The organism is Xanthomonas sp. NCPPB 3218 (assembly GCF_056725185.1).
The window spans coordinates 268987-294347 of record NZ_CM161516.1 but is presented as its reverse complement, the minus strand read 5'-3'; the positions used below and the strand labels follow the sequence as shown (position 1 = coordinate 294347).

The window sequence follows — 25361 nt, the reverse complement described above, 5'->3', positions numbered from 1 at the left end:
GTGTCTCTAATGTTCAATGGATACCTCACCACTGGCAACCACACGTGCCTGCACCGGCGTGCGCGCGCCCTGTGGCAAAACGGCAATTGCCTCGCCTGGTTGCCCGTCGGCCACCGCAGTTGCCGGCAAGCGCAGTTCGACCGCACCATGGCGAATGCGCAAGGTCACCGGATCACGTCGCGCGATCGCAGGCGCGGCGGCAAAGTCGTGCGCCTGCACCAGATCGCCTGCGCGCACTGCGTGCTTCAAGCGTGCCGCCGCTGGTGCCTCGCCTGACGCTGCCACTTCGTCGGCGGCAAGCACGCCGGCCACGTCCATGCGTTTAGCTACTACAACAACCTGCTCACCCGGCGTGCCACTGGCAAATGCACGTGCATAGGTCGGCCGCTCCAGCCACCACTGCACGGTGAACCACACCATCCTGGTCTGTGTCGGCACACCGTCGACCAGCACTTGGACCGGCACGCCCACACGCTTGCGCGGCCAGGCTCCGCCGATCCGTCCGGCTTGCAGCGTCATCTGCGTGGTTGCGGCCATCTCCGTCTCCAATTGCGAGTCCGGCAGCGCGGAGGCGGTCAGGATCAACTCACCGGGAAGCGTGCCGGACACTGCCTCCAGTGACGCACGCGCCGTCGCGATCAGTCGATCGGACGAGATGTTGCTGGCCTGCGCACTCGCGCAAGACATCAACCACAGCAGTGCAAGCATCCTGGTCATCAGCGGCGCAGGTTGTTGATGGTTTCGAGGATCTGATCCGATGCCTGCAGCACGCGCGCATTGAGCTGATACGCTCGTTGCGCCAGCACCAATCCGGTCATCTCATCGATCATGTCGACGTTGGCTGCTTCCAGATAACCCTGCTGCAGTTTTCCAGCGCCGTTGCTGCCCGCAGCCAACGGAATCGCTTCGCCGGAGTGGTCCCCAGCCTGGAACACGTTTTCCCCGCGTGACTCCAACCCCTCGGTCGACACGAAGCTGACCAGGTCGATGCTACCGAGTACCGCTCGCTCCTCGCTGCCATCGAGCCTGGCGCTCACCTCGCCTGCCGAAGAGATCAGTACATCCGCAGCACCTTGCGGCATCTGAATTCCCGCCGACAGGCGCATGCCATTGGAAATGGCCAGATAGCCTTCGGTATCGACGTGGAAGCGACCCGAGCGCGTGTAGAACCGCTCGCCGTTGGCATTCTCGATTTCGAAGAAACCATCCCCGTCGATGGCAAGATCCAGGGGATTACGCGTGGGCTGCAGCGCACCGGCACCGAATTCCACCGAGGTGGAACTCACGCGAATGCCGCCGCCATGCACGTTGCTTGCCTGGCCGACTCCCTGGCCGGGCAGCGGCGTATTGGCGATCTCGGCAAAGTTGACGCGTCCGCGCTTGAAGCCGGGCGTCTGCATGTTGGCGACGTTGTTGGAGATCACGTCGATCTGCTGCTGCTGACCGCGCAGGCCGGTAGATGAGATGTAGAGAGCGTCGATCATGAGGGCAGTCCTGTCAGTTGTCGCCAATACGGTTGATGCCCGTATCCATCGCTCGGTCATAGAGGGAAATCACGCGCTGTACCGACTCGGCATGGCGCGAGAGTTCGATGAGCTGCAGCGTTTCGGCAGCCGCATCGACGTTGGATTGTTCGACGCTGCCTTGCTGCACGGTTCCTTTCCATGGCGCAGTTACGCCGTCATAGCGATAGCCGCCATCGCTGGGAATCAGGCGCGCCGGTTCGGCCACGTCAACGATGCGTAGATGCGCCAACAGCGCATCTCCGTCCCAGATGCCGCCCTGATCGTCGACACGGATATCGGACTGCGGCAGGGTCAAGGCCCCTGCGTCGGTCAGCACCGCAGCCCCCTCACGGGTTTGCAAGCTGCCGTCGGCGCCACGCACGAAACTACCCAGGCGCAGCAACCGCTGCTGTCCGTCCTGCTGTGTCACAAAGAAGCCATTTCCGCGCAGCGCAAGGTCCAGCCCACGCCCCGTTTCCCGCAGGGCGCCATCGCCACGCTGCACCGTCATTGCTGCAGCGCCAGTGGCCGCAGCGAAGTCTCCACGTGCGCGTATGCCCTGGTAACCGGGCGTGTTCAGGTTCGCCACGTTCTGGCTGACCGCAGTCAACGCTTCGATATCCGCATTCAAACTACGACTGATCGCCTGGATGGTGTCGTTCACGCTGCAACCTGCAAGGGTGTGCCCACTGCCGCAAACGAGCGGACCAGGGCGGTGGAAGGGACTTCATTGAGTGCCAGCACGGCGACGTGCGGCAGCGAGCGTTGAATCAACGCACGTAGCGGCCTGCGCAACGGCGAGGGACACAACAGCACCGGCAGGCGGTTCTGTCCCATCATCGCCTCGGCATGTTTGGCGAGCTGCCGAATGAAGCCGTCAAGCTGCGCCATGTCGGTGAACAATGCGCTGCGGCCTTCGCCGCTGCGCTGTTGGCCCATCAAGGTCCGTTCGATTCCCGGCTCCAGCGTCAACACATGCAGCTCGCCGCGTGCGTCCTGAAAGCGCTGGCAAATGGTCGCGCCCAGGCGCTCACGCACCCTCTCGACCAATTCGTCAGGCTGCTTCTGATTGCGCCCGGCATCCAGGAGCACTTCGACGATGGCCTCCAGATTACGGATACTTACCTGCTCTCGAAGCAACAGTTGCAGCGTCTTCTGTACATCGGAATACGTCAGTACGTTGGGAACCAACTCGGCGACCAGTGGCGCGCGGTGCTCGTCCAGGCGCGACAGCAGGCGTTCGGTCTCGCTGCGGCTCAGTAGGTCCGGCCCATGTCGCTTGACCAGCTCATTGAGATGCGTCACCAGCACCGTGTCGGGTTCGACCAGCGTGTAGCCGCCGGCACGAGCCGCCTGACGGGTCTCAGGTGTGATCCATTGCGCGGGCAGACCATATGCGGGATCGCGCGTTTCCAGTCCTTCCAACTTGACGCGCGTACCGCCTGGATTGATCGCAAGCAAGCGATCCGGATGAATCTCACCCTGGCCGACACGGTTGCCTTCGACCAGCAGTTCATACTGGTTGCGCTCCAGTTCTGGACGCAGGCTGCTTTGCACTTTCGGGATGACAAATCCCAGCTCGCCGGCAACCTGCTTGCGCAAGTTAACGATGCGCAGCGCAAAATCCCCGGCAGGTCCCAACAACAGCTCGTGTAATGCGGCGCCCATGCGGATTTCGATCGGCTCCACCCGCATGGCTTGCTGCAATTCTTCCTGTGCGGACGGGCCTTGCGATGCATCCTCGACAACCACGTCCGCGTTGGGATCGCGTTTGATCAGGCTGTATCGGATCAGCACCGCGACGCCGATCAGCGCCGCGACCACCGGCAACTTGGGAAAGCCAGGCAATGTCAGCATCAACAGCAACGCCGCGGCAACCACCGCCAGCGCACGCGGATTGGAGAGAATCTGGCGCGGAATCTCAGCACCAAGGCGCGCGTCGGCCGCAGCACGGGTAATGATGATGCCGGTCGCCACCGCGATCACCAGCGACGGAATCTGGGTCACGATGCCATCGCCGACGGTCAGCAACGTAAAACGCTGCACCGCTTCGGTCCAAGGCATCCCCATCTGCGCGATACCGATCGCCAGACCACCGATGATGTTGATCAATACGATGACGATGCCGGCGATCGCATCGCCCTTGACGAACTTGGTGGCACCGTCCATCGCGCCGTAGAAGTTGGCTTCCTTCTCGATTTGCTTACGCCGCCGGCGAGCCTCGTGCTCGTCGATCAACCCCATGTTCATGTCGGCGTCGATGCTCATCTGCTTGCCAGGCATGCTGTCCAGCGTGAAACGCGCGGCCACTTCGGCCACACGTTGCGCACCGGTGGTGACGACTACGTACTGCACCACCACCAGAATCAGGAAGACCACAATACCGACCACGTAATTGCCGCGGATTACGAACGTACCGATCGCGCCGATGACGCGTCCTGCATCGGCGCCATCCAGGATCAGGCGTGTTGCCGACACGTTCAGTGCCAGCCGGAACATCGTCGCGATCAGCAGCAGGGTCGGAAAGGTCGAAAAATTCAGTGGCGATTCGGTAAAGAACGTCACCAGCAATATCAACAATGCCAGGCTGATATTGATGATCAGCAGCAGGTCCAGCAGCGCCGAAGGCACCGGTACGAACAGCACCATCAAGATGCCGACCACCAGCCCTACCAAGGCCAGGTCTCGCTTGTCCTGCAGGAAGGCGGCCAGGATGCCCTTCATGCGGCAGCACTGCTGCGGCGATTGGCATATAGGGTGCGGTAGACCGGCGCCAAGGCATCGAACAAGTCTTCGGGAACCGGTGCATCGATCGCACAGTCGCGATACAGCGCACGCGCCAATGCTGGCATGCGGACTACCGGCACGCCGGCGCGCTGTGCAGCACGACGTACGCGGGCGGCCAGCAAACCACGTCCCTTGCTCAGCACGATCGGCGCACGCATGCTGCGCGGTCGGTATTGCACGGCCACGGCGTAATGGGTGGGGTTGGTCAGAATGACATCGGCATCGGCCACACGCGGCAGCGAGCGCACCGTCTTGAGCAACTCACCGATCTGACGGCGCTGCTTGGATTTCACTTCCGGGTCGCCATCGCGCCGCTTGGCATCGTCACGGACTTCGCGCCGGCTCATGCGCATCTTCTTGCCGTGGTCCTTGCGCATGAATGCAAGGTCCGCCACCGCGACGATCAGCAGCACCAGCAGGACATAGGCCGATGTAGTCCAGAAACCTGAGCGCAGTTGCTCGACCAGCAGCGCCGGTGACGACAACGCAATTTTCCCGACAAAGGACGCCGCATGGCCAACCGCAATATAGGCAAGCAGTCCTAGCAAGGAGAGCTTGAGGACCAACTTCCCGAGCTCCCATAGGCCGCGCATCGAGAACAGCCGCTTGATCGCGTTCATGGGATGCATGCGTTGCAGGCTTGGTGCGAGCGCATGGGTGCTGAAGATCGGGCCGGTCTGGCCGAGATTGGCCACTACAGCGATCACCAGCAGCGCAAGGATCAGCGGCGTCATCGCCTGCAGCAAGCCACTGTAGGTATCGACCAACCAGGCAACCAGGTCTGCGCCGATACGTGGTTGCACACCTGCCAACTGCATGGTGTTGCGCGTGGCGCTGGCGAGTGCCATGGCGATGTCCCGCCCGGTCAATATCGTGACCACCACAAAGATCCCCAGCATCAGCACGGCGGTCAGATCCGGACTCTTGGCGACTTCACCCTTGCGGCGCGCTTCTTCCAGCCGGGACTGGGTCGGCTGCTCAGTCTTGTCCTGGTCGGCGTCTGCCATCAGGGCGCTCCCAGCATCTGCGGTGCCTGGTCCAGCGCACTGCCGAACAGCCGGCCAATGAGTCCTGGCGCATAGGCCAACGTCAATGCCAGCAAGCCCAGCGCAACGGCGACCTTGAGCGGCAGCGCCAGAAAATACACATTGGCTTGCGGCATCGAACGCGACGCATAGCCCACCGCGACATCGACAAAGAACAAGCCAAGCACAACCGGCATCACCACCATCAACGCACCCGCAAAGCTGCTTCCAAGCAATGCGAAGAACGCTTCTGCGCTGATGGGATGGCTCATGCGACCAAGCGGCAGCACCGTGGTGCTTGCAACCAAGCCCTTGAACAGCAGAACGTGCAAGTCGAGCGAGAAGAACAACACAGTGGCCGCCAGCATCAACGCATGGCCAAGCAGCGATTCCTGCGTATCGGCGCTTGCCGGGTTCAGCAGGGCGCCGGCGCCCAGTCCTGCCTGCATGTCCAACAGCCAGCCACTGGTGTGCAACGCGGCATTGGGAATCATGAAGGCCAGACCGAAGATCCCGCCGATCATCAGCTCGCCAATCGCTGCCAGCAGCAGCGCCATCGGTTGGCCGATGGCCGGCGGAGAGGCATAGCCGTCGGGCAGGGCCAACAGCGTCAACCATGCGAAAGCCAGCATCGTGGTGATGCGCACCAGCATCGGTGCCCATGCCAGCGGCGATAGCCCGGGCAACACCATCACCGGCAAGTAGCGCAGCGATGCGTAGCCGAACAACAGAGCCAAGCCGCTCAGCGCTTCCATCGTCAGAGCCCGGCCGCAAAATCGAACATGCGCTTGGCCAGCTCTACTGCAGTCAGCAGCATCCAGCTTCCCAGCACCATGGTCACCGCACCCACCGCGATCAACTTGGGGATGAAGGTCAGCGTCATTTCCTGGATCTGGGTGACGACCTGCAGCACCGAAATCACCAGACCCACCACCAACGTGATCAGCAAAATCGGCGCGGAGATCTTGGCCGAGGCGAGCAAGGTCTCTGCCAGCAGATGCATGGCGGTATCGGCGTCCACAAGCGGGCCTTCAATGCGCTGCTGCAGCGTTGGACGACAACCGGGCACGCAGGCGTCGCGCCATCTCTGGCGGCGTTTGCGCGCCAAGCGCGTGAGCACCTGCCAGTGCACCCTCGCGCATCAAGGCCGCAAATACAGCCTCCGATTGCGCCTGCTCGCCATTGTCTGCAAGCAACAAAGACTGCGCGTAGCGACCGCTGATGCTGCCGGGATCGAGCTTTAGCGCGCGCCGCAGATGCGCTTCGCCTTCTTCGCGCTGCCCATCCAGCAATGCCACCACTGCCAGGCCACCGTGCGATTCGGCAAAGTTGCGATCCAACGCGTATGCACGCCGGTAGCAAGCATCGGCTGCCAATCGCTCACCATCCAGCAGATGCAGCCAACCCAATGCATGCCAGGTACCGATGTGGTCCGGCATGGCCTGCGTTGCCTGCGTCAGCAATACCTTGGCTGGCGCCAAGGCGCCCTGCAACATCTGCGCCTGGCCCAAGCCAGACAGTGCCCGGCCCGACATGGGAAAGCGCTCCAGCGCACGCTCGAAATGTATCCCTGCCGCGGCGCCGTCCTGCACGTACAGCGCTAGCGCACCGGCGGTCAGTAGCGCTTCGTGCTGATCCGGAAAGAGCGCAAGACAACGATGTGCCTGTTCTACGGCACGCGTTGTGTCGCCTGAATCCAGTGCGCACAACGCACTCAAACCCAATGCGGTTGGATGCTGTGGAGTGAACGCCAATGCGGCGGCAAGCGCCTTGTCGGCGGCTGCGTAATCGGAGCGCATCAACGCGATACGAGCGGAAAGCACAGCGAACTCCGCGTTATCGCCGTGACGTGCGCGCGCCTTTTGCAGCGTGGCAGCGGAGCCGTCCAGATTCTGTTGGCACAGCTGCGCAAAAGCGATGTCATGGTCCAGGGCAGGCGCAGCATGGCGTTCAGCCAGTGGCTGCAAGCGCGCTTCGGCTTCCACATAGCGGCCAGCCAACAGGTCCAGTCGCGCTGCGCGGAATTGCACGCCTGCGAGCGATGCTGTATCGGCCGGCAATGCGGCAATCACATCTTCTGCGCGTGCAGATTGACCCGTTTCGATCAATGCATCGCACAGCTGACAGGCAAGTTCCGGATTGGCCGGGTCTTTTGCCCAGTAGGCTGAGAGTTTATCGACAGACGGCATCGCCACATCCATGAGACGCAGACCACCACGCCAGGCCAGACGACCTAGAGAACGATGGGTAAAACCTTGGTTCGTTTTGGACCCGCCGTTGCAGCGCTCGTGCGTGGCTATCGATCCTGATAGTCACTCTCCCCCGAAGCGAGCCCGTCGCATCCCCCTGTGATGACGGTGTGAACTTTACGTCCTCCCCCGGGAGGTGTGTCAAGCGCTGGCACAGATTGCAATGAAAGATTTTTACGAGGCAAGGGTCACATTTTCAAAGACAGAGCCTATTGATCAGTTCGCTTCCGCCCGGGCCAAACGCCGCTGCCAGCCCCTCAAACCCCTGCTTCCCCGGCATCAAACGCATTGGACGTATCGACATGGTCGGTAGCTGCCTTGGCGTCCAGCACCTCCAGCCCCCGCATAGACCGCCGGTCTTCGACCTTGTCACCCGGCGTGTTCTCGCGCACCGACAGCAGCTTGCCCCAGGCATCGTAGGTGCTGGTGCTGTTGCTGGTTTTGAAGTCCTTATGCGTGCTGGTGCCGATGACCTGCTGGGTGAGGTAGGTCTCCGCACCCTGGTAGGTGTAGCGGTAGGTGTGGGTGTAGCCCTCCGGCGTGGTCATGCCGCTGCCTTGCTCGTTGCGCACCAGCAAGTAGCGGTAGCCGCGCAGGGGGCCAGCGGCGTCGTAACCGATGGCCTCGGCACCGTCCTGGTACTCCACCGTGCTCAGCTGCGACAGCCCCTCGAATCGGCATCCGGAGTAACCCAGTTGCCGTGCTCGTCCACGCTGTCGCCCGTCCCTTGCGCGATGCCGTAGACCTCTGCTCGATCAACCGGCCATCAGCATCTTAGACGCTCGGGTCGATGTGCTTGAAGCATTACACGCTATCGCCACACGTTACGACAAGGACTCGCAATTTACTGGGGACCATCCATCTGACTGCATCCATGGTATGGCTGGCGTGAGCGGCAGCAAACACGCCAGACTCTTGGAATTGCTTGATGACATATCCTAGCCAGAGACACCAGAGACAAACATCCTCACAAGTTCACGATCTGAGTCAGTCTTAGCTGCCCTCTCTAGCGCCGGTCTCAGGTGATAAAGCAGTAGACTCATATCCGAATCATCGCTTGGCAAGAACTCTTTAATGACCTTCAAAAACAGATCAATTGCCATGAATGATAGGAAAGCCTCGTAAGCTCTCGCACTAGCAAATGGCAGTTTGCTCAGATAGTGCCTAGCCAAACGAACTTGGTCCGGACGTTTCCACGATTTGTGCGTTATCAACGCAATGGCACTCCCATAGTCTGCACTACCTGCGGGGTACGTCTGCATCAACCAATCTGCGGCGTCTTGGGAGGACATCCCCCCAAGCGCAGCACTCATTTCATTCAACTTTTGGTTATTCATATTGACTCATCTAGTGAATGCGAAACAAGTGTTCCGGCAAGCCAGCATTATTGCGAAGATAAGCAGGCGGCTGGTAATGACCAGAATTGTTGGTCCATTGAGTGATAATTCCACGATTTGGCCCCATGTTGTTTCCGAATCGTATGGAGCCCGCATAACTCACCTCGCCGCCGCTACTCAGCCCCAGGTGTGTGGAGAAATCGGGATTGATGTTGGGACGTGCAACTCGAATTCTGCCGTCTGGAAAAGTAACAAAATCATACGAGCCAGATGGAGTGATCCTGTTGCCACCAGCACTTTCCAACCAGTACCGACCAGAACTATCCTGAACCAGTGCTCTCACAGGTCGCTGAGACACCGCCAAGTCCTGTGGCCGTAGGTTCGCCAGCGTCCCTCTCTCCGTCAAGTTAGGCGGCCTAATATTGTTTGGAACACTTTCGCTTAAAGTGCCAAACGGCTTTACCTGAGAAACATCACCGACTGCTCCAATCTGCGAGCGCAGCGAACCCGCGCCCATCATACTGTCTCCCACATCGCTTAGCAGGCGCCCCGCTATCCGACCTGCAACAGGCGCCGACGCACGTGCCAAGCCGTAACCGTCCACGGCGGCGGTGCCAATATTGAACACCATGCTGGAGCGCTCTGCCGATGCGCCAATCAGATCGCCGCTGGCCTCAAGTCGATCTGCCGCAGCGAGGCTGTTATTGACGTAGTTGACTGTGGTGTCGATTGGATTGCGCGCAAAGTCGACTATCGCCGCAACGGTTCTGCCGACAACCTCACCGTCGGCGGCATGTGCGTCTACCAAACCCAACTGCGCTGACAAGCCCGTTTGGTACATGCCGGCACCGGCAAACGATTTCGCCAGCACGCCCATGCCAACGACACCCTCAACCACACTGCGTAGCACGCCATATGACCCACCAGCTACTCGGTAGGCGAGATCGTCATCCCAGCTCATCGCCTCCACTGCGATAGCAGTTGGACGAGCGACTTCCGCAGGCAGCTGTTCCACCGAGACGGGCGGGTTGTCACGCACCCAGAACGACTGCGTCACATCCGTACGCTCTGTCGCGCCACCGTTTTTCCCGATCAGGTATGGGTCGACATACTCGTTGTGATAGGTGGTCGTCGTTGCAAGGCGGGACCGCTCATCTGTGCTCAGTCCACCTCCCAACATCACGTCTGGCAATACACGCCCATTGGTTGGGAAAGGCAGCGTGCCGCCTTGATCGCCAACCCATCCATCCTGCCGCATCATCCCCGCTTCTTCTTGGGCAATCATCTGCTGGCGAGATGCAGCGTCTTCCGCATCCCATTGCGTAAAGCTAGCTTGCCGCTGATCTGCTTGCGCCAGCGATGCCAACCCTCTGCGATTGAGACTGCTGCTCAGCGTATTTCCAAACGCGTCCACGAACACGTCTTGGTAATTCACCGCACCGCCCACGATGCCTTGACGCACATGCGCACTCACTACACCGCCGGTGATGCCGGAAACAATATCTCGGGCGTAACTAGTGGAATTAATGCCTAGCGTGTTGGAGATCGTCGGTGCCAGCTGCTGCGTAATACCAGCAGTCACTGCACTAGCCGCAACGCTGCGCCAACTGAAGCTGGCTTCGTTACCGACCAATCGATTCGCAAGGTAGTTACTGACATTGCCGACTGCTGCCGTGCTCATCGCACCGACGACGGGGCCCACACTCGCGGACACGGCGGTGCTGAAGCCGGCAGTTGCCGCGCTCGCGATGGAACTTGCCGCCACATTGCGCCAACTGAAACTCGTTTGGCCCATCGCGCTACCAACGCCCTGGCTGGCGATTGATCCTGCTGCACCCGCAACAGCGTAGGTAGCAGCTGAGGCAGCAACTGCACCTGCAGTACTGGATGCCGCGCTGAACGCCGCAGCGAAGTAGCCGTTCGTCGCACCTGCAGTGAAGTACGTCACCACCACGGCCACGACCACCATGATGATCATCCCCAACGTGCCGCAGCCACTTTCCGGCGGCTTGGGGATGTACGGCAGCGATGGCGTCGTCGAGCCGATCGCCTCGCTGGCGTTGAACGGCTTGAACGTCGTGGCGTCGTTGGTGTTGGCCTTGACGTCCGGCACGTTCAACGTCGCACCGGCCACCAGGCCGCTGTCGTCGTCGATGGCGTTGGCTTCGGCCAGCACGTACCACAGGTTGCTGTTGCCGTAGAGGCGTTGCGCCAGCCCGCGCAGCGTGTCGCCTGCCTGCACCGTCACCCTGTAGGTGCCCACGTCGGTGCTGGCGTAGGCGTTCATCTGCCCCAGCACGTCGGTCTTGCCATCGAAGCGGCCGGCCGCGACGTACTGGCCGTTGGCGAACGCGTACTGCTCGGTGCGCAGGCGCTCGGCATCATCCTGCTCGAACACACCGTTCTTGAACGTGCCCTCGGTGCGGCGCAGGATGTTGCCCTCCGCATCCATCGTGAAATACCGCAGCCGGTCATCGACCTTACCACCCGGCGTGTTCTCGCGCACCGACAGCAGCTTGTCCCACGCATCGTAGGTGCTGGTGCTGTTGCTGGTTTTGAAGTCCTTTGTGCGTGCTGGTGCCGATGACCTGCTGGGTGAGGTAGGTCTCCGCACCCTGGTAGGTGTAGCGGTAGGTGTGGGTGTAGCCCTAAAGAATCGAGCTATTTCTCACTGCAGCGACCAACATTTCAAACGCCCCTCTGCTTCTATTCTTGAAATCAAAGAATCCGAAATGTCAGTTTTCGCACCATCGCCTTGCGGAATTGAAGGTTCGACGATCAATTCAAAGTCATTTGTTTTTTCCTCCCTGAGATCATTCTCTGGAGCGGGAACTCCAAGCAATGCATAGCGGAGACCATCACGCTCAACCACATATGCAGGAAATTCACAATACCGTCCCATGGTGTCTTCGACAAAAATTAAACCACCAAGGACACTACCTAATATTTCCGCTGTCGCGGGCAAATCACCTACCGGCTCTATGCCAACATGTGCAAACTTTTTCATAGAAAAACTCATCATGGCTGGGGCTTAAGAAAGAAAATTTGCGCATCAGGTTTGGCCTGAAGACGCATAATCTCTTGCTGAGTGTATATGCGGAACGTAAACGGTTCTTCGCGAAGGCCTCTAAATGCGGGATTCTGGCGAAGGGAATTATCAATCGAACTCTGAACGCCTGCAACCCCATCAATCTCGGCCCCACTGCGAAAACGCACTCTACTCCCGAATTGGGAAGCCAGCTTGTCGCTCACAATAAAAGCATCAACGTCAAAGTCGCCAGGATTGAATGGCTTTCCGCCCTTGTGCTCACCTTTGAATCCGCGAGCCAAGCTTCCACGGAAGCCAACCAAAGCGTCCGCGTCCAACTTCGAAATAGTCTGGAGATGAGAATCGACTATCTCACCCAGACTACCGACGATACCTTCTCGTGTGACTGCACTTTCCACAACCCTACCAAACCTAACCCCAACACTGCCAGCCTGCGATCGCCCAAGCCCGCTGGCACCAATGTCATCAATCATCACGCCATAGTTGCCATAGCGGTTCATGGCCTTGCCGACCAGCAAGCCGCCGGCAAACTCTCCACCCAAATTCGCGAGAGGACGGTAATCGTTGTCCACAATCGCTGCACCGGCCCCGTTGCCAATCGCGGTGCCCAGACCCACGGTTGCGGCGTACAGCGGATTGTGATCCAGCGCGAACTGGTCCCACGTCTGGCCTGAGCGTTCGTAGTCACGCGACATGCCGCTGTTCATCTCAGGCAGCCAATAGTCACCCTCTTCTCTAAAGAGGTTTGTGGTCACTGCTGCTGCAGCCAGCACCATGTCGCCCACCCGCAGCGGCGTATCGGCAACTTCGCGCCCAACCCCTACAAATGCATTGCCGACGCCCTCAACGAAGGAACCTGCAACTTCCCACCCGCTGATGCTGTTGGGCTCGACCGGAATGGCCTCCCGATTGACCGGCATCGGCGCCACCGGCTGTGCAGTCGCAGGCGCCATGCGTGCGGCGTTGATCGCACCGATATCCAGCGCGTTGCTGCGTTGGAATGCTCCTACGTCAATGGCATTGCTACGGCGACGGTCGGCACGGATGTTCTCCACCGTCTGTGCACCGACCGCACGCAGCAACGCTTGGTCATGCAGTTCTTGATCGCTTGCGCGGATCTGGATGCTAGATATGTTGCTGCGCGTGGCTCTGACCTCGACAGTGTCCAGCGTCAGGTCACCATTACGGTCTCTGACATATCTGCCAGGTGCTCCACCTCCATCTGCGGACGCAATTGCAGTGTCAGGATCAAACAAACTTGTGCTGGAGCTCTGTGTCAACGAGTTGACCAGTACATTGCTGAAAGCATCGACTGCCAGATCGGTGTAATCGATAGACCCTCTGCGCAAGGAAGCACTGACCACGCCCCCGGTGATACCGGCCACGGTTGCTTGTCCATACTTCATCGTGTCCACACCAATGGACCGCGCAATCGTCGGCGCCAGTTGCTGCGTGATACCCGCAGTCACCGCGCTAGCTGCCACGCTGCGCCAACTGAAGCTCGCCTCGTTACCGACCAATCGATTGGCAAGGTAGTTACTGACATTGCCGACTGCTGCTGTGCTCATCGCACCGACGACGGGCCCCACACTTGCGGAAACGGCGGTGCTGAATCCAGCTGTTGCTCCGCTGGCGATTGCACTGGCCGCCACATTGCGCCAGCTGAAGCTGGTCTGGCCCATCGCACTGCCAACGCCTTGGCTGACGGCTGAGCCTGCTGCACCAGCAACTGCCCATGTTGCCGCTGATGCAGCCGCCGCACCTGCCGTAGTGGCAGTGGCATTCAATGCCGCAGTAAAGTAGGCGCCGGTCGCGCCGGCAGTGAAGTACGTCACCACGATCGCGACGACCACCATGATGATCATCCCCAACGTGCCGCAGCCACTTTCCGGCGGCTTGGGGATGTACGGCAGCGATGGCGTCGTCGAGCCGATCGCCTCGCTGGCATTGAACGGCTTGAACGTATTGGCGTCGTTGGTATTGGCCTTGACATCGGGCACATTCAACGTCGCACCGGCCACCAGGCCGCTGTCGTCGTCGATGGCGTTGGCTTCGGCCAGCACGTACCACAGGTTGCTGTTGCCGTAGAGGCGTTGCGCCAGGCCGCGCAGCGTGTCGCCGGCCTGCACGGTCACCTTGTAGGTGCCCACATCGGTGCTGGCGTAGGCGTTCATCTGCCCCAGCACGTCGGTCTTGCCGTCGAAGCGGCCGGCCGCGACGTACTGGCCGTTGGCGAACGCGTACTGCTCGGTGCGCAGGCGCTCGGCATCGTCCTGCTCGAACACACCGTTCTTGAACGTGCCCTCGGTGCGGCGCAGGATGTTGCCCTCCGCATCCATCGTGAAATACCGCAGCCGGTCATCGACCTTGCCACCCGGCGTGTTCTCGCGCACCGACAGCAGCTTGCCCCAGGCATCGTAGGTGCTGGTGCTGTTGCTGGTTTTGAAGTCCTTGTGCGTGCTGGTGCCTATGACTTGCTGGGTGAGGTAAGTTTCCGCACCCTGGTAGGTGTAGCGGTAGGTGTGGGTATAACCTTCTGGCGTGGTCATGCCGCTGCCTTGCTCGTTGCGCACCAGCGAGTAGCGGTAGCCGCGCAGGCGGCCGGCGGCGTCGTAGCCGGTGGCGGCGGTGCCGTCCTGGTAGTTGACCACGCTGAGCAGCTGCAGCCCTTCCAGCCCGTCGTCGGGCATCGGCAGCGGGTTGCCTTCCTCGTCTACCGGCTGATACACCCCGCCCATCGGGATGCCGTAGGCGGTCTGGCTGATCAGCCGGCCATCGGCATCGTAGCTACTGACATCGATGCGCTTGGCCGAGCCGTCATCGGCGTACTGGCGACGCTCCAGCAAACGCCCGGAGACGTCGTAGCGGCTGGTCTCCAGCAAACGGGTGACGTTGTCGGGCAGGGTCTGCACGATGCGCACCACCCGGCCCTGGTCGTCATAGAACAACTGCTGGCGCTTGAGCACCCCGTTGTCGTAGGACTGGCGCAAGGTGACCTTGCCATCCTTGTCGTAGCTCTGCAGCGAGCTGGTGTCGTCGTTGGCGATGACGATCTTGCCGGCCTGCAGCACGCCGTTGCTGACCGTGACGCGGTTTTCCTTGTCATAGTCGAACCAGTACGCCTTGTCGACCGGCAGCTCCTTGATGCCGGGTTCGACCGGGGTATAGGTCCACTGGAAGTCGTCCACCCACAACGGGTTGCCGCCGGCGCCCTTGAGCGCGCTGGCACCGATGGTCATGAACGCCGCACCCGGCGGGACCGTGGCGGTGACCGAGGACTTGTGCCAGGCACCGCCGGAGCCGCTGTCCACCACGTTGCCCGAGGACCACGACGAGCCCAGGCCACCGGGCAGCATGTTGCCGTCGGCGTCGTACCACACGATCAGCACCTGCGCCGAAGCATCGCCGGCGCTGGAGGCGCCCTGCTGCACCATCACGCTGGCAGTGACGCTCTTGCCCGGCACAACGGGCACGCGCTCCTGGTTGGTGATGCTCTTGGGGCCGCTGTTGGAACCATTGAACTGCGCGCTGAAGGTGCCGGTATACGCATCGCCGTTAGGGCCTTCCTGGCCAATCGTCCAGCCTTCGCCCAGGTCCCAGTTGGTGCTGCCCTGCTCCATGCCGGCATTGATCGGGGCCGGGTTGGGAATGGGGCCGATGGTCCATTGGAAATCGTCCATCCACAACGAGCTGGTATTGACGCGCTTGTTGGCACTGCCGCCAATAGACATGGAGACTGCCCCCGGGGGCACGGTCGTGGTCAGCTCGGACTTGCCCCAGTTGCCATCACTCCCGCTGGTAACTAGGTTGCCGCCACTCCACGACTTACCCTCACCGCCTGGCAGCATATTGCCGGCAGCGTCGTACCAGATCACCAGCACGCGCGCCGACGCAGCACCCGCAGCGGAGGCGCCTTGCTGGACCATAGCGCTGGCGGTAATGGTCTGACCCGGAGTGACGGAAACCCGCTTGTTGTTGGTGATGCTCTGCGGCCCCTTGTTGGAGCCCTTGAACTCGGCACCCCAGGTTCCTGTCGTCGCAGCACCGCCAGCGCCGCGCTGACTAATGACCCAGCCTTCGCCTGACGTCCAGCCGCGATTGCCATCCTCGAAGCTCGCATTGGATGGCTGCTCGCCCGCTGGATTGAACGCGCTGCCCATTTCGACCAGGCGGCGATTGCCCACCGCATCGTAGGAATAGCGCACGTCCAGCAGACGGCGTTGCGCCACCAGGTCGTCCTGGATCACACGATCGATGCGGTTGTGCGCGTCGTAGCTGGTGCGTGTGGAGACGTGCAACAACTGGTTATTGGCGTCGTAGCTGGTGGTTTCTTCCAGCGTGCGGTTGCCGTTGGCGTCGTATTCGTAACGCGTTGTATTTGTCCGGCGCTTACCGGTGGCTGGATCGTACGATGTGCTTGGTTCTTCGACGCGTGCAACAAGACCGTCTGCGTTGTAGAAATAATTGCGCTGATTTTCCACGTTGTTGGGCGCCGATGGTTCCGGCTCACCCGGATCGCCAGGGAACTCGGGTTCCTGTTCCATGTGCGCAGAGCTACTTGCTGCCTTAAAGAACTCTCTTGGCCTATCGCTGATCGACACCGACAGTAGCTGACCGGATTCCCGATCGTAGGTGTAATCGTAGTCCAGCCCACTCAGGTCGTTATGGTCGATGACACGATTGAATGCATCGTATTCCCAGGTCTTCTCATCGAAGTAGACCTGCTGGCCATCACGATCGGTCTTCCAGTCCCAACCCTCCTGGCCGGTCTCACGATTAGCGCGTGCCAGCGCATTGCGCTCCAGAATTTTGTTGCCGCGCAGATCGTAGGCGTATTCCATCACCACGCCGGTAGCGCTCTCCGAGCGGATCATCCGGCCCTGGCTGTCGTAGGACGCCTTGGTTACCTTGCCGTTGCCGTCGATGCTGACCAGGCGATTGCCGTCCTGGTCCAGCACATAGCGCTCCATCTCCTGCCAACTGCGTTGCCCATCGGTCTTGTTGCCGTTATCGGCCCACACCGAGACTACCCGACCTGCAGCATCCACCTGCTTGAGGGTCAGAGTGCCGTCCGCATCGGACGACAGGGTCTGGCGGCCCAGCGCGTCGTAGCGATAACGCGTAATGCCGCCCGTGGCATCTTCTTCGCTCGTCATCCGGCCACGGATGTCGTACGTATAACGACGGCCATTGCCGTTGGCGTCGCGTGTACCGACCAGCTGGCCCACTGCGTCGTAGAACCAGCGCATCACCGGACGCTCGTAAGTCGTCACGCCGGCAGCCGACACCACCTTGACCTCCGGCGCCGTCTGCGAGATCAGCTGGTTGGCATCGTTGTAGGCAAACAAGGTTTCATTGCCCTTGGCATCGATTACCCACGTCTGGTTGCCCCAGCGGTCATAGGCATGCTGCGTGACTACATTTGGAGATATCTCTCCGTTGCCCTCACCTAGCCGCGTGCGCGTGCGGACACGGCCAAGGCGGTCCAGCTCGAGCGAGGTTTCTACATAGCGGCCGCCCGGAGACTGCCAGCTGGAATCGCCAACATAATGCGACTCGGAGATCTGACGATTGCCGGCATCGTAGCTAAAGCGTCGTTGCACACCATCGGCGTTCGAGTACGTAATATTGCCCCGATCGTCGTAGCTGTATTCGATCGTGTAATCGAGCTCGGATGCAGCGAGGAAATCCTTGACCACAATTTCGCCGAACGCGTTGTAGGCCACCCGTTCGCTGGCCTCCACCACCGCGCCCATGCTTTCGCCACCAGCGAAGCTCTCGCGGAAAGACTGCTTGCTTAACTGGTGCCCGGTGTTGTCGTAGCTATAGCGCGTGCTGAGCCAGGCCCAATCGCCAAGCTCGGCCGCCGCCTGCCAGGTGTAGTTGAACTTTCCGGTCTGGGACTGCGAGAAAGCCGCATAGCTGATCTTGCGCCGCTCTTCCAATACACGATCCGCGGCATCGAAGGTGCGGCTCAGCTCGTTGCCCAGTACATCGCGCTGCCAGACATTGCGCCCCTGCCAGTCATAGCGGAACGTCTGGGTGACCCAGCCCGCACCGTCGGCACCGCTGGACTGTTCGACCAGATTGCCGAATGCGTCGTAGCGCATATTCGTCGTGGGAGTGACGGTTTGGTAAAGCTTGGCGTCGTCTATCCCGGAAAAGTCACCGCTCTCCAGCAAGCCCGTCGCGGCCGCGCTTACCACGGTACGGTCGCCTTCACGCGTGGCCACCATGCGACCGAGCGCATCGTAAGCCATGTTGACGGTCTGGCTGTTGATGCGCGACTGGGTCAGCCGACCCTCCGCATCGTAACTGTAGTTATTGCTAAGCTGGCTTACACTTGCGGTGCCGAGTCTGTCTTGCGCACGACGGGTCACCGTCTCAGAGGTTTTGCGTCCCAAGGCATCGTATACATACGTGGTGCTGCGATCGCGTTCGGACGGATCAACGCCAGGCAAATCTTCAGGGTCGCCCTCGACGATCGGGTTGGCATATTCGATCTGCTTGGCAAGTTGACCAGTCGCCGTGTACTCGTAGGTCGTGACATAGCCCTCCGGATCCGTCCGCCTCACTTCACGGCCATTTTCGTCGTAGACGTGGTACGTCAGCGCATACGTGCCGTATCCGAGGTCGCTGTAGTTGCCCCAGGTATTACGTTCGAGCAGAACGGCTTCTTTTCTTAGATTTCCAAAAGCATCGTAATAAAATGTTGTGCGTGAAGTCGCGTTCCAGTTCAGATCTTCCTCAACTGGCTCCTGGGCCCAAGACGTGGCCTGCATCTCATCGGACGCTCTTGCCAGTGCTGGGGGACTCAGAGGCGGCATCGTGCCGACACTCGATTTACGGCCCCCACGATCGTAGAACGTATATACGGTCCGATCTTCGCTGGAATCCACCCACTGCAAATACCTGCTGATGGTTTCCGGATTTTCGATAGGAAGATCGGTCGATATGCCCGCAGCGTAGGCATGACGCGTCAGACGCGACTGCTCACCAAAAGCGTTGTAGGCGTAGCTGGTGACGTAACCTTCCGAATCCACTTCGTAGGCCAGCTTCCCCTGGATGTCGTACGCCTTGTAGCTGTACCTGCCACGCACGTCCTTCTGCATGACCGCATTGCCGAACGCGTCGTATGTGACCTCGACGGTAGCGTTTTCCCCGGATGCCACCAACTGACCAGCTGCATCCAGGCGGCCGGCGTCGGGGAAAATGGTACGAATTTGGTGACCCCGGTTGTCGTACTCGTAGCGCGTGACGCGCGGACGGCCGCCATCGGCATCCTCGATCATCGAAGTGACATTGCCCTGCCCGTCGTAGGTATAACGGGTGACGAGGCTGCGCTGCACGCTGGTCACGGTTCCGGAGGTGTCAGCGGTTGCGACCGCGACGGATGGGCTGAACTGTGCGGTCTTGTTGCCGGCAGCGTCGTAGGTGTAGTTCCAGACCGCGCCATTGCGATCCTGGTGACGAACCACGCGCCCTGCGCCGTCGTAACCAAAGAACTCGACCTTGCCCAAGCGATCTGCCTGAGAGATCACACGGCCAGCAGCATCGTAACGGAACGTTCCGCCTTGATAATTGGTGGCATCGGCGACACTTGCCTCAACCTCGGCCAATGTTGCGGGGGCGGTAGCCAGCAACGTTGCGTAGCTGCGCTTGTCGATCACGCGCCCCATCGCATCGTATTTTTGCTCGGTGACCGCGCCACCGGCATCGATCGTAAAACGCTGCCTGCCTGCAGCGTCGTAGTAATAGTCTCGACGGCGGATCAGGTTCTCCCTGGTTTCAGACGGACCAAGCTCTGCCAGCTCTCTTTCCAATCGCTGCCCGACATCGATCCAGGAGTTTCCCAAGATCGGCTTACCGCCGTCGCCCGGAGCCTGGATGCCCAGACCATAAACAATTTCAGACGACAGCTCACCTGTCGCGGTATACGCATACGACTTTACCGAAAGCTTTCCATTGTCTCGATAACCAAAGCGATACTCGCTGATTGTCTGAAGCTCGTAAATGACCCGGCCAGCTCCGTCGCGGATGTAGCCCACCTCGCGATAGCCATAATCTTGGTTGTTCGCTAGGTCGAGCTTCGACTCCGTGTAGTCTCCGCTTGTATCATCCGCCTCATATTCACCGAGATCGAGCCGCTCGCGCACGCTTTTACTGGTGCCTTGGCTCGTGTATTGATCAAGGTCTATTCTCTGGGAATAGTCTCTACGTCCGGAGAGCAGCCCGGATTGATTATAGAAAAATTCCGTAACCGCGCCAGAACCGTCCACGGTCGCCGCGATGGCTCCGCTGGCGTAGTATGCTTTCCACTCGACGGCATCGCGCCCGTCCAGCTCCACCTCAAGGCTGTCTATGTTCGATTCACCGCTTTCGAGCGCCAGTCTCTTGGTGCTATCGATTGCGATTGGCCAAATATGCCGAGTCGTTTTGACCTGGCGCCCCTTGGCATCGTAGGTGTACGAAGTGGTCGCACCTGCGCCATCGACATTGAACGCAACTTGGCCGTCTGCGTTAAACACCATGTATTGCTGCTGGTCCAGCGCATCGTTACGTACAACCAGCGCCTGTATCTGTGCGCTTGTCGCCTGCAGTGTCGTGCTGCTCAACGCGATCGGCGCAACATACGTCCGGGTTGCCACGATGCGGCCCGCCACATCGTAGCGGCTCTCGGTGACAGCGCCGACACCATCGATCTGGAATCGCAACCGATTCGCTTCGTCGTAGGTGTAGCGCGTCAGGCTGCCGCTGGCGTCCTGACGTGCGACAAGATTGCTGTTGGCATCGTAGGTATAGGTCGTTGTCAACGCGAGCTTGGTCGGGTCGACAACCTCTCTGACGCGCCTGCCGGCGGCGTCGTAGGTATACAGGGTGGTCCGTGCCGCGGTCGTGCCTGCGGCCTCGACGATGGAGATCTGCCGTCCGAGTTCGTCCCATGCGTAGGTGGTCTTGATCGCAAGCCCGCCCGGATCGACTATCGACTCTAGCAATTGACCTGAGAGGTCGTAGCGGAAATCGGTGGCCGTTCCCCTGGCATCCACCACGCGCAGCTGGCGCCCGAGCGCATCGTATGTGTAACGGGTGGAAGGACTGCTTGCCAACACCTCGAAAGAGCCGGTTTCCGGATTGAAACCCCAATTCGGCCGGATGCTTGCGATCTGCCTGCCGGCATCGTCGTAGACGTAATTGAAAACTTGCCCGGTTTCATCGCTGGAGATGAGTCGCCCGGCATCGTCATACTGGCGGTTCCTGCTGACTACGCCATCTCTCCACGACACCAGCCTGCCGTTTGCGTCGTATCCGTAACTCGCCGGCTTGGCTCCTTCCACTTGCAGCAGCTCACCGAACTTGGTGTAACGCGATCGAGTCACCACACCCAATGCAGAGGTGGTCTGCACTTCCAGCTCCGTATCGTCGTAGCTGAAGCGTGCGGTGTTTCCGGTTGCGTCGGTGATTTCCAGCGCGCGCGCGAATGCGTCGTAACGGGTGGTCGTGGTCTCGTCGCGCCCTTCCACACGGCGAGAAGTTTGAATGAGCCGTCCATTGTTGTCGTAGGCAAACGTGCTGACGCCCCCGCGCGCATCGGTCTGGCTGACCGCGCGCCCGAAAGCATCGTAGCGAACGCTTTGCGTCAGATTGAGCCGTCGCGTCCCTGCGTCCTGCACGGTCTGCAACTGCAGGCCACGGCGATCGTAGCTGTAGGTCGTGACCATGCCACGCGGCGTGCCGGCGGCACGCTCCACCCGTTCGAGCTGGCCAAATATGTTGTAGGCCTGCAGCGTACGAACGCCGAGCGTGTCGGTCGCCGTGATGACCTGCCCGCTTGCGTTATAGGTGAATTGCTGGCGTGCGTCGTTTGCGGCCGTGAAAGCAAGTGTGCCAATTGCGTCCTGCAGGCTCTGACGGCTGTTGGGTACCGCAAGCTGCAGACGACCCACATACCGGATCTGCTCGGTCTGGTCGCCAAAGGCGTTGTAACGCCACTCGGTAACTTCGGCTAGCGCATTCTTGACCCCTTCTGCGCTGGACATGCCCTGCGCGCTGTAGCGCAAGCGCCCTTCGGCATCATGGATGAACCAGGTCGCCACCCCATTGGGGTTGGTGCTGCGAATCATGCGCCCCAACGCGTCGTACTCGTAATGCGTTGCGTAACGGGCAATCAATTCCTGGCGTTCCTGATCGGACTGCGCCTGGAATAACTTTTCCGAGCCGACACCATCGAGCTCGGCGATCAGCTCTCCGAATGCGTTGTAGAAACGGTTGTTTTCCCGCGTATTGACTGTTTCCCAGCCCCATTCGTCTGTACGCCGGTCTTCACTGACAGTGTGTGCCAGACGACCCGCCGCGTCGTACGTGTAACGCGTCACCAGGCCACTCGTGGAAATCTCTGTTTGTAGCTGACCCAGTCCATTGAACTGTCGGCGCTGCTGCCGGTAGGCGGATTCGTCGGCCACCGCAGCAACCTGCTGGCGAATGCTCGCCCAGTCGCCTTCGCGCGCCGATGCAGCAACTCGCTTGTAGTACGACAAGGTGGCACGGCTGTTGCCATCTTCGTCGAACACGTATTCGGTGACGTAGCCTTCCGGATCGAGCTGGCCGACCAGATTGCCGCGCCGGTCGTAAAACAGCCGCGTGGTCTGGTCGGCGCCTGCAACAGCTGGACGCAGCTGCTGCAGCGTACCGGCTGCCCGCAGGGTGGACGTGGTTGCGGTGGCGTAGGCCGTGGTACGGATCAGCCGCCCGGCCTTGTCGTAACCGCGTTCGACCAGAAAGCCTTCTGCATCTAACGTCGCCGTCAGCAGGCCCGAAGCATCGTAGAAGTTGCGCGTGACCCGCGCGGTGGCCCCCGTCCCGATACTGGCGGTAACCAGGCGTCCCGCGCCATCGTAGGTGTAGCGGGTGACCAAACCCACTGCACTGGTTTCGGTGAGCACGCGGCCAGCGTCGTCGTAGCTGCGACGGGTCACCCGATCGTTGGCGCTGTCGAGCTGCAGCCCGATCTGCGACACCAGGGTCGGAACCACGGCGCTGTCGACCAGCCAGCTGGAAGTCGTGACGCGATTGGCGTACGTCGTGGTGGCGATTACTCGGTCTGCGCCGTCGTAGCTGTAGCCGATGACGGTACCGGTGGCGTCGACCTGCGCCGCCAGCCGGCCCTTTTCGTCGTAGAACTGATAGACACGCCCACCCAGCGCATCTTCGGATGCGCGCAACAAGCCGGCGGCGTCATAGATGTAGCGTTGCGTCCGCGCGGCGCCGATGGCAGACGGATCTTCCAACGCTGTCGTCGTCGTGCGCCCTGCGCTGTCGCGCACCTGGATCTGCGTCGCCCCGGCCGTCTGTGCGATTGCGATGCGTCCCGCGCTGTCAAGGTACTGATACGTAGTCGTGCGCGTTGGCGGCGGAATGACCGGGTCGACTGGCGGATCGACCGGATCTGTCGGATCTGTCGGATCTGTCGGATCTGCTGGATCCGTTGGATCAACAGGCACTACCGGGGCAGTAGATCCAATGCCAGTCCCGGGACTCTGCACAGTCCCCAGCAGGCGACCCATGCCATCGTAGGAGTAATCCACAATCTCGCTCAGCACCGGCGCTTCGACGGTGCCGCGAACGGTGGCCTTGCGCAACAGCAATCCCTGGCCGTCGTAGGTCGACAATGTCGTGAGCGTGGCTTGATCGCGTACACCCGCACCGTTGGCGTCCACTTGCGCAAAGGCAACCGTCAGCGCCAGACGCCCATTCGGGTCGTAGCTGTATTCGACCAGCGAGGTGTCTGCCAGCAACGGCGCAGCCCAGGCCTGCAAGGCTGCTTCGGTGTAGGTCGTGCCGGCGTAGCTTGCATTGGCAAAACTGCGCGTACTTGCCAGCTGGCCAATCCCTGTGCCGCTGCTTGCATACGCCAGTGCGCTCACACGGCCTTCGGCATCGACGACATAGCGCAGTCGATCCTGGCTGTCGTAGACGTAACGCGTGCGTAGCGCCCCTGCGACCGGGGGCTCTGCGGTGCTGAAATTGGTGGTCCCGGCAAGATAGCGGGTTTCGGAAAGCAGCTGGTTCTGCGCCGAATAGGCGCGAATGGTGACCTCGCCGGCCTTGTTGGTCTCGCGCAGCAGGTTGCCGCTGGCGTCGTAGATGTAAGTGACTTGGGTGAGCACGGCACTGCCGCGTGCCTGCCCGGTCGAGAGCAGGTTGCCTGCCGCGTCATAGGTGTAGCTGGTGACGTCGCGCTGGCCGCTCACAGGCGGGGCGAGGACCTCCAGCAGTTGGCCGGAAGCGTCGAAGCGATAGCTCCAGGTACGCCCCGCAGCATCGGTGATATCGGTCTGACGCTGATCGCTGGCATACGCCAGGGTGTAGGCCTGCGCTTGCGCGCCTTCGCCATACGCGACGCTGGCCAGACGTCCATCGCTTTGATAGCTGTAACGGGTGACCACGCCGTCGCTCTGGCGCACCGAGGCGATCCTGAGGCTGGTCGCATCGACATAGCTGTACTCGGTACGGAACAGGTGACCATCGTTGGCGGCACGGTCCGCCGCGTTCCAGACGTTGTCGCTGTCGTCCTGCGGCGTCAGATCCGTTACCACGGCAGTCAGCCGCCCCTGGGAGTCGTACTCGTACGCGATCTGGTGCTGGATCACGCCGGTCTGGCGCGTGCCCACCGATGCAAGCCGGCCTTGCGCATCGTAAGAGAAGACGAGCGCATCGCTGCCGCTGGTGCCGTCGGCCTGCACGACCGCGCCGATGCGGCCATCCACGTCGTACACCACATCGAAGGCTGCGGAGGCGCCTCCATCGGTGGTTCCGGCGATGATGCGCAGCAGCCGCCCCTGCGCGAGCGCATCGGCATGATCGGCGAAGATTTCCTGACGGCGTGTACTGCCTTCGGTCAGGGTCCAGGTCTTGGACTCGGCATCCCAGGAGAGCGTGTCGTGCGCACCGGCGCCTGCGGTGGACACGTACTTGCGTGTGGTCGTGTCGTATTGGAACTCGGTGGTGCTGCCGTCGCCTTGTTGCAGGCGTGCGCGCGAACCGGAGGTGTTGAGCGTGCCGACCAGGCCGACCTTGCGCTCGAATCCGGTCAGCCAGCCATCGGCACCGACGTCGGAGAGCTGCCCCAGGCTGTTGTAGGTGCGGTTCAACCCGACCGACAGACCACGGAAGTTCAAGTGCTCGTCGGCGGCCTGCAACACCAGATTGCCTTGGGCCACGTTGACGTATTGCCGGTCGCGTCCTTGACCCAGCGAGGCGGTACCACCGGTCGTCGCCCCGAGGGCAGCCAGGGAGCTATCGAACAGTCCCAGTCCATTGCCCGTAAACACTGCCACCATGCCCCTGCTCCTCTGGATTGTCGTGGTCGGCGTTTTGCCGCCGTTACCTCCCTACAATCCCGGGTCGCAGAA

The 25361-nt window shown here is 60.9% G+C and carries 12 protein-coding genes; all 12 read right to left on the bottom strand.

Annotated features, from left to right (window positions below):
* Positions 1-6 precede the first annotated feature (6 nt).
* Positions 7-717, bottom strand: coding sequence for a flagella basal body P-ring formation protein FlgA (locus AC1PLS_RS01220; RefSeq protein ID WP_053054111.1), 711 nt, complete (start codon positions 715-717; stop codon positions 7-9).
* Positions 717-1544, bottom strand: coding sequence for a flagellar hook-basal body protein (locus AC1PLS_RS01215; protein WP_228890784.1), 828 nt, complete (start codon positions 1542-1544; stop codon positions 717-719). The genes AC1PLS_RS01220 and AC1PLS_RS01215 overlap by 1 nt, the downstream gene beginning before the upstream one ends.
* Entirely contained in the window at positions 1498-2016 is a 519-nt protein-coding gene (locus AC1PLS_RS01210; RefSeq protein ID WP_481104106.1) for a flagellar basal body rod C-terminal domain-containing protein, read from the bottom strand. The genes AC1PLS_RS01215 and AC1PLS_RS01210 overlap by 47 nt, the downstream gene beginning before the upstream one ends.
* A 149-nt stretch (positions 2017-2165) precedes the next feature.
* A complete protein-coding gene (locus tag AC1PLS_RS01205) occupies positions 2166-4229 on the bottom strand; it encodes a flagellar biosynthesis protein FlhA (RefSeq protein WP_184432557.1) in 2064 nt (687 codons plus the stop codon).
* Positions 4226-5299: an EscU/YscU/HrcU family type III secretion system export apparatus switch protein gene (locus tag AC1PLS_RS01200; RefSeq protein WP_481104105.1), complete on the bottom strand. Its 1074-nt coding sequence runs from the start codon at positions 5297-5299 to the stop codon at positions 4226-4228. Before AC1PLS_RS01200 ends, AC1PLS_RS01205 begins: the two co-directional genes overlap by 4 nt.
* A complete protein-coding gene (locus AC1PLS_RS01195) occupies positions 5299-6072 on the bottom strand; it encodes a flagellar biosynthetic protein FliR (protein WP_184432561.1) in 774 nt (257 codons plus the stop codon). The genes AC1PLS_RS01200 and AC1PLS_RS01195 overlap by 1 nt, the downstream gene beginning before the upstream one ends.
* Before the next feature lie 2 nt (positions 6073-6074).
* Entirely contained in the window at positions 6075-6320 is a 246-nt protein-coding gene (locus AC1PLS_RS01190) for a flagellar biosynthetic protein FliQ (protein ID WP_039530202.1), read from the bottom strand.
* 28 nt (positions 6321-6348) lie between these two features.
* The gene (locus tag AC1PLS_RS01185; protein WP_260300070.1) at positions 6349-7506 is read right to left on the bottom strand and encodes a tetratricopeptide repeat protein; all 1158 of its coding nucleotides are present in this window, start codon (positions 7504-7506) and stop codon (positions 6349-6351) included.
* Between the two features lie 317 nt (positions 7507-7823).
* Entirely contained in the window at positions 7824-8213 is a 390-nt protein-coding gene (locus AC1PLS_RS01180) for a hypothetical protein (protein ID WP_184432565.1), read from the bottom strand.
* A gap of 700 nt (positions 8214-8913) precedes the next feature.
* Positions 8914-11409 carry a LysM peptidoglycan-binding domain-containing protein gene (locus AC1PLS_RS01175; protein WP_481104104.1) on the bottom strand — a complete coding sequence of 832 codons (2496 nt, stop codon included), beginning with the start codon at positions 11407-11409 and terminating at the stop codon, positions 8914-8916.
* A gap of 162 nt (positions 11410-11571) precedes the next feature.
* A complete protein-coding gene (locus AC1PLS_RS01170; protein ID WP_184432569.1) occupies positions 11572-11910 on the bottom strand; it encodes a hypothetical protein in 339 nt (112 codons plus the stop codon).
* Between the two features lie 11 nt (positions 11911-11921).
* The gene (locus AC1PLS_RS01165; RefSeq protein ID WP_481104103.1) at positions 11922-25289 is read right to left on the bottom strand and encodes a LysM peptidoglycan-binding domain-containing protein; all 13368 of its coding nucleotides are present in this window, start codon (positions 25287-25289) and stop codon (positions 11922-11924) included.
* Between the last annotated feature and the right edge of the window lie 72 nt (positions 25290-25361).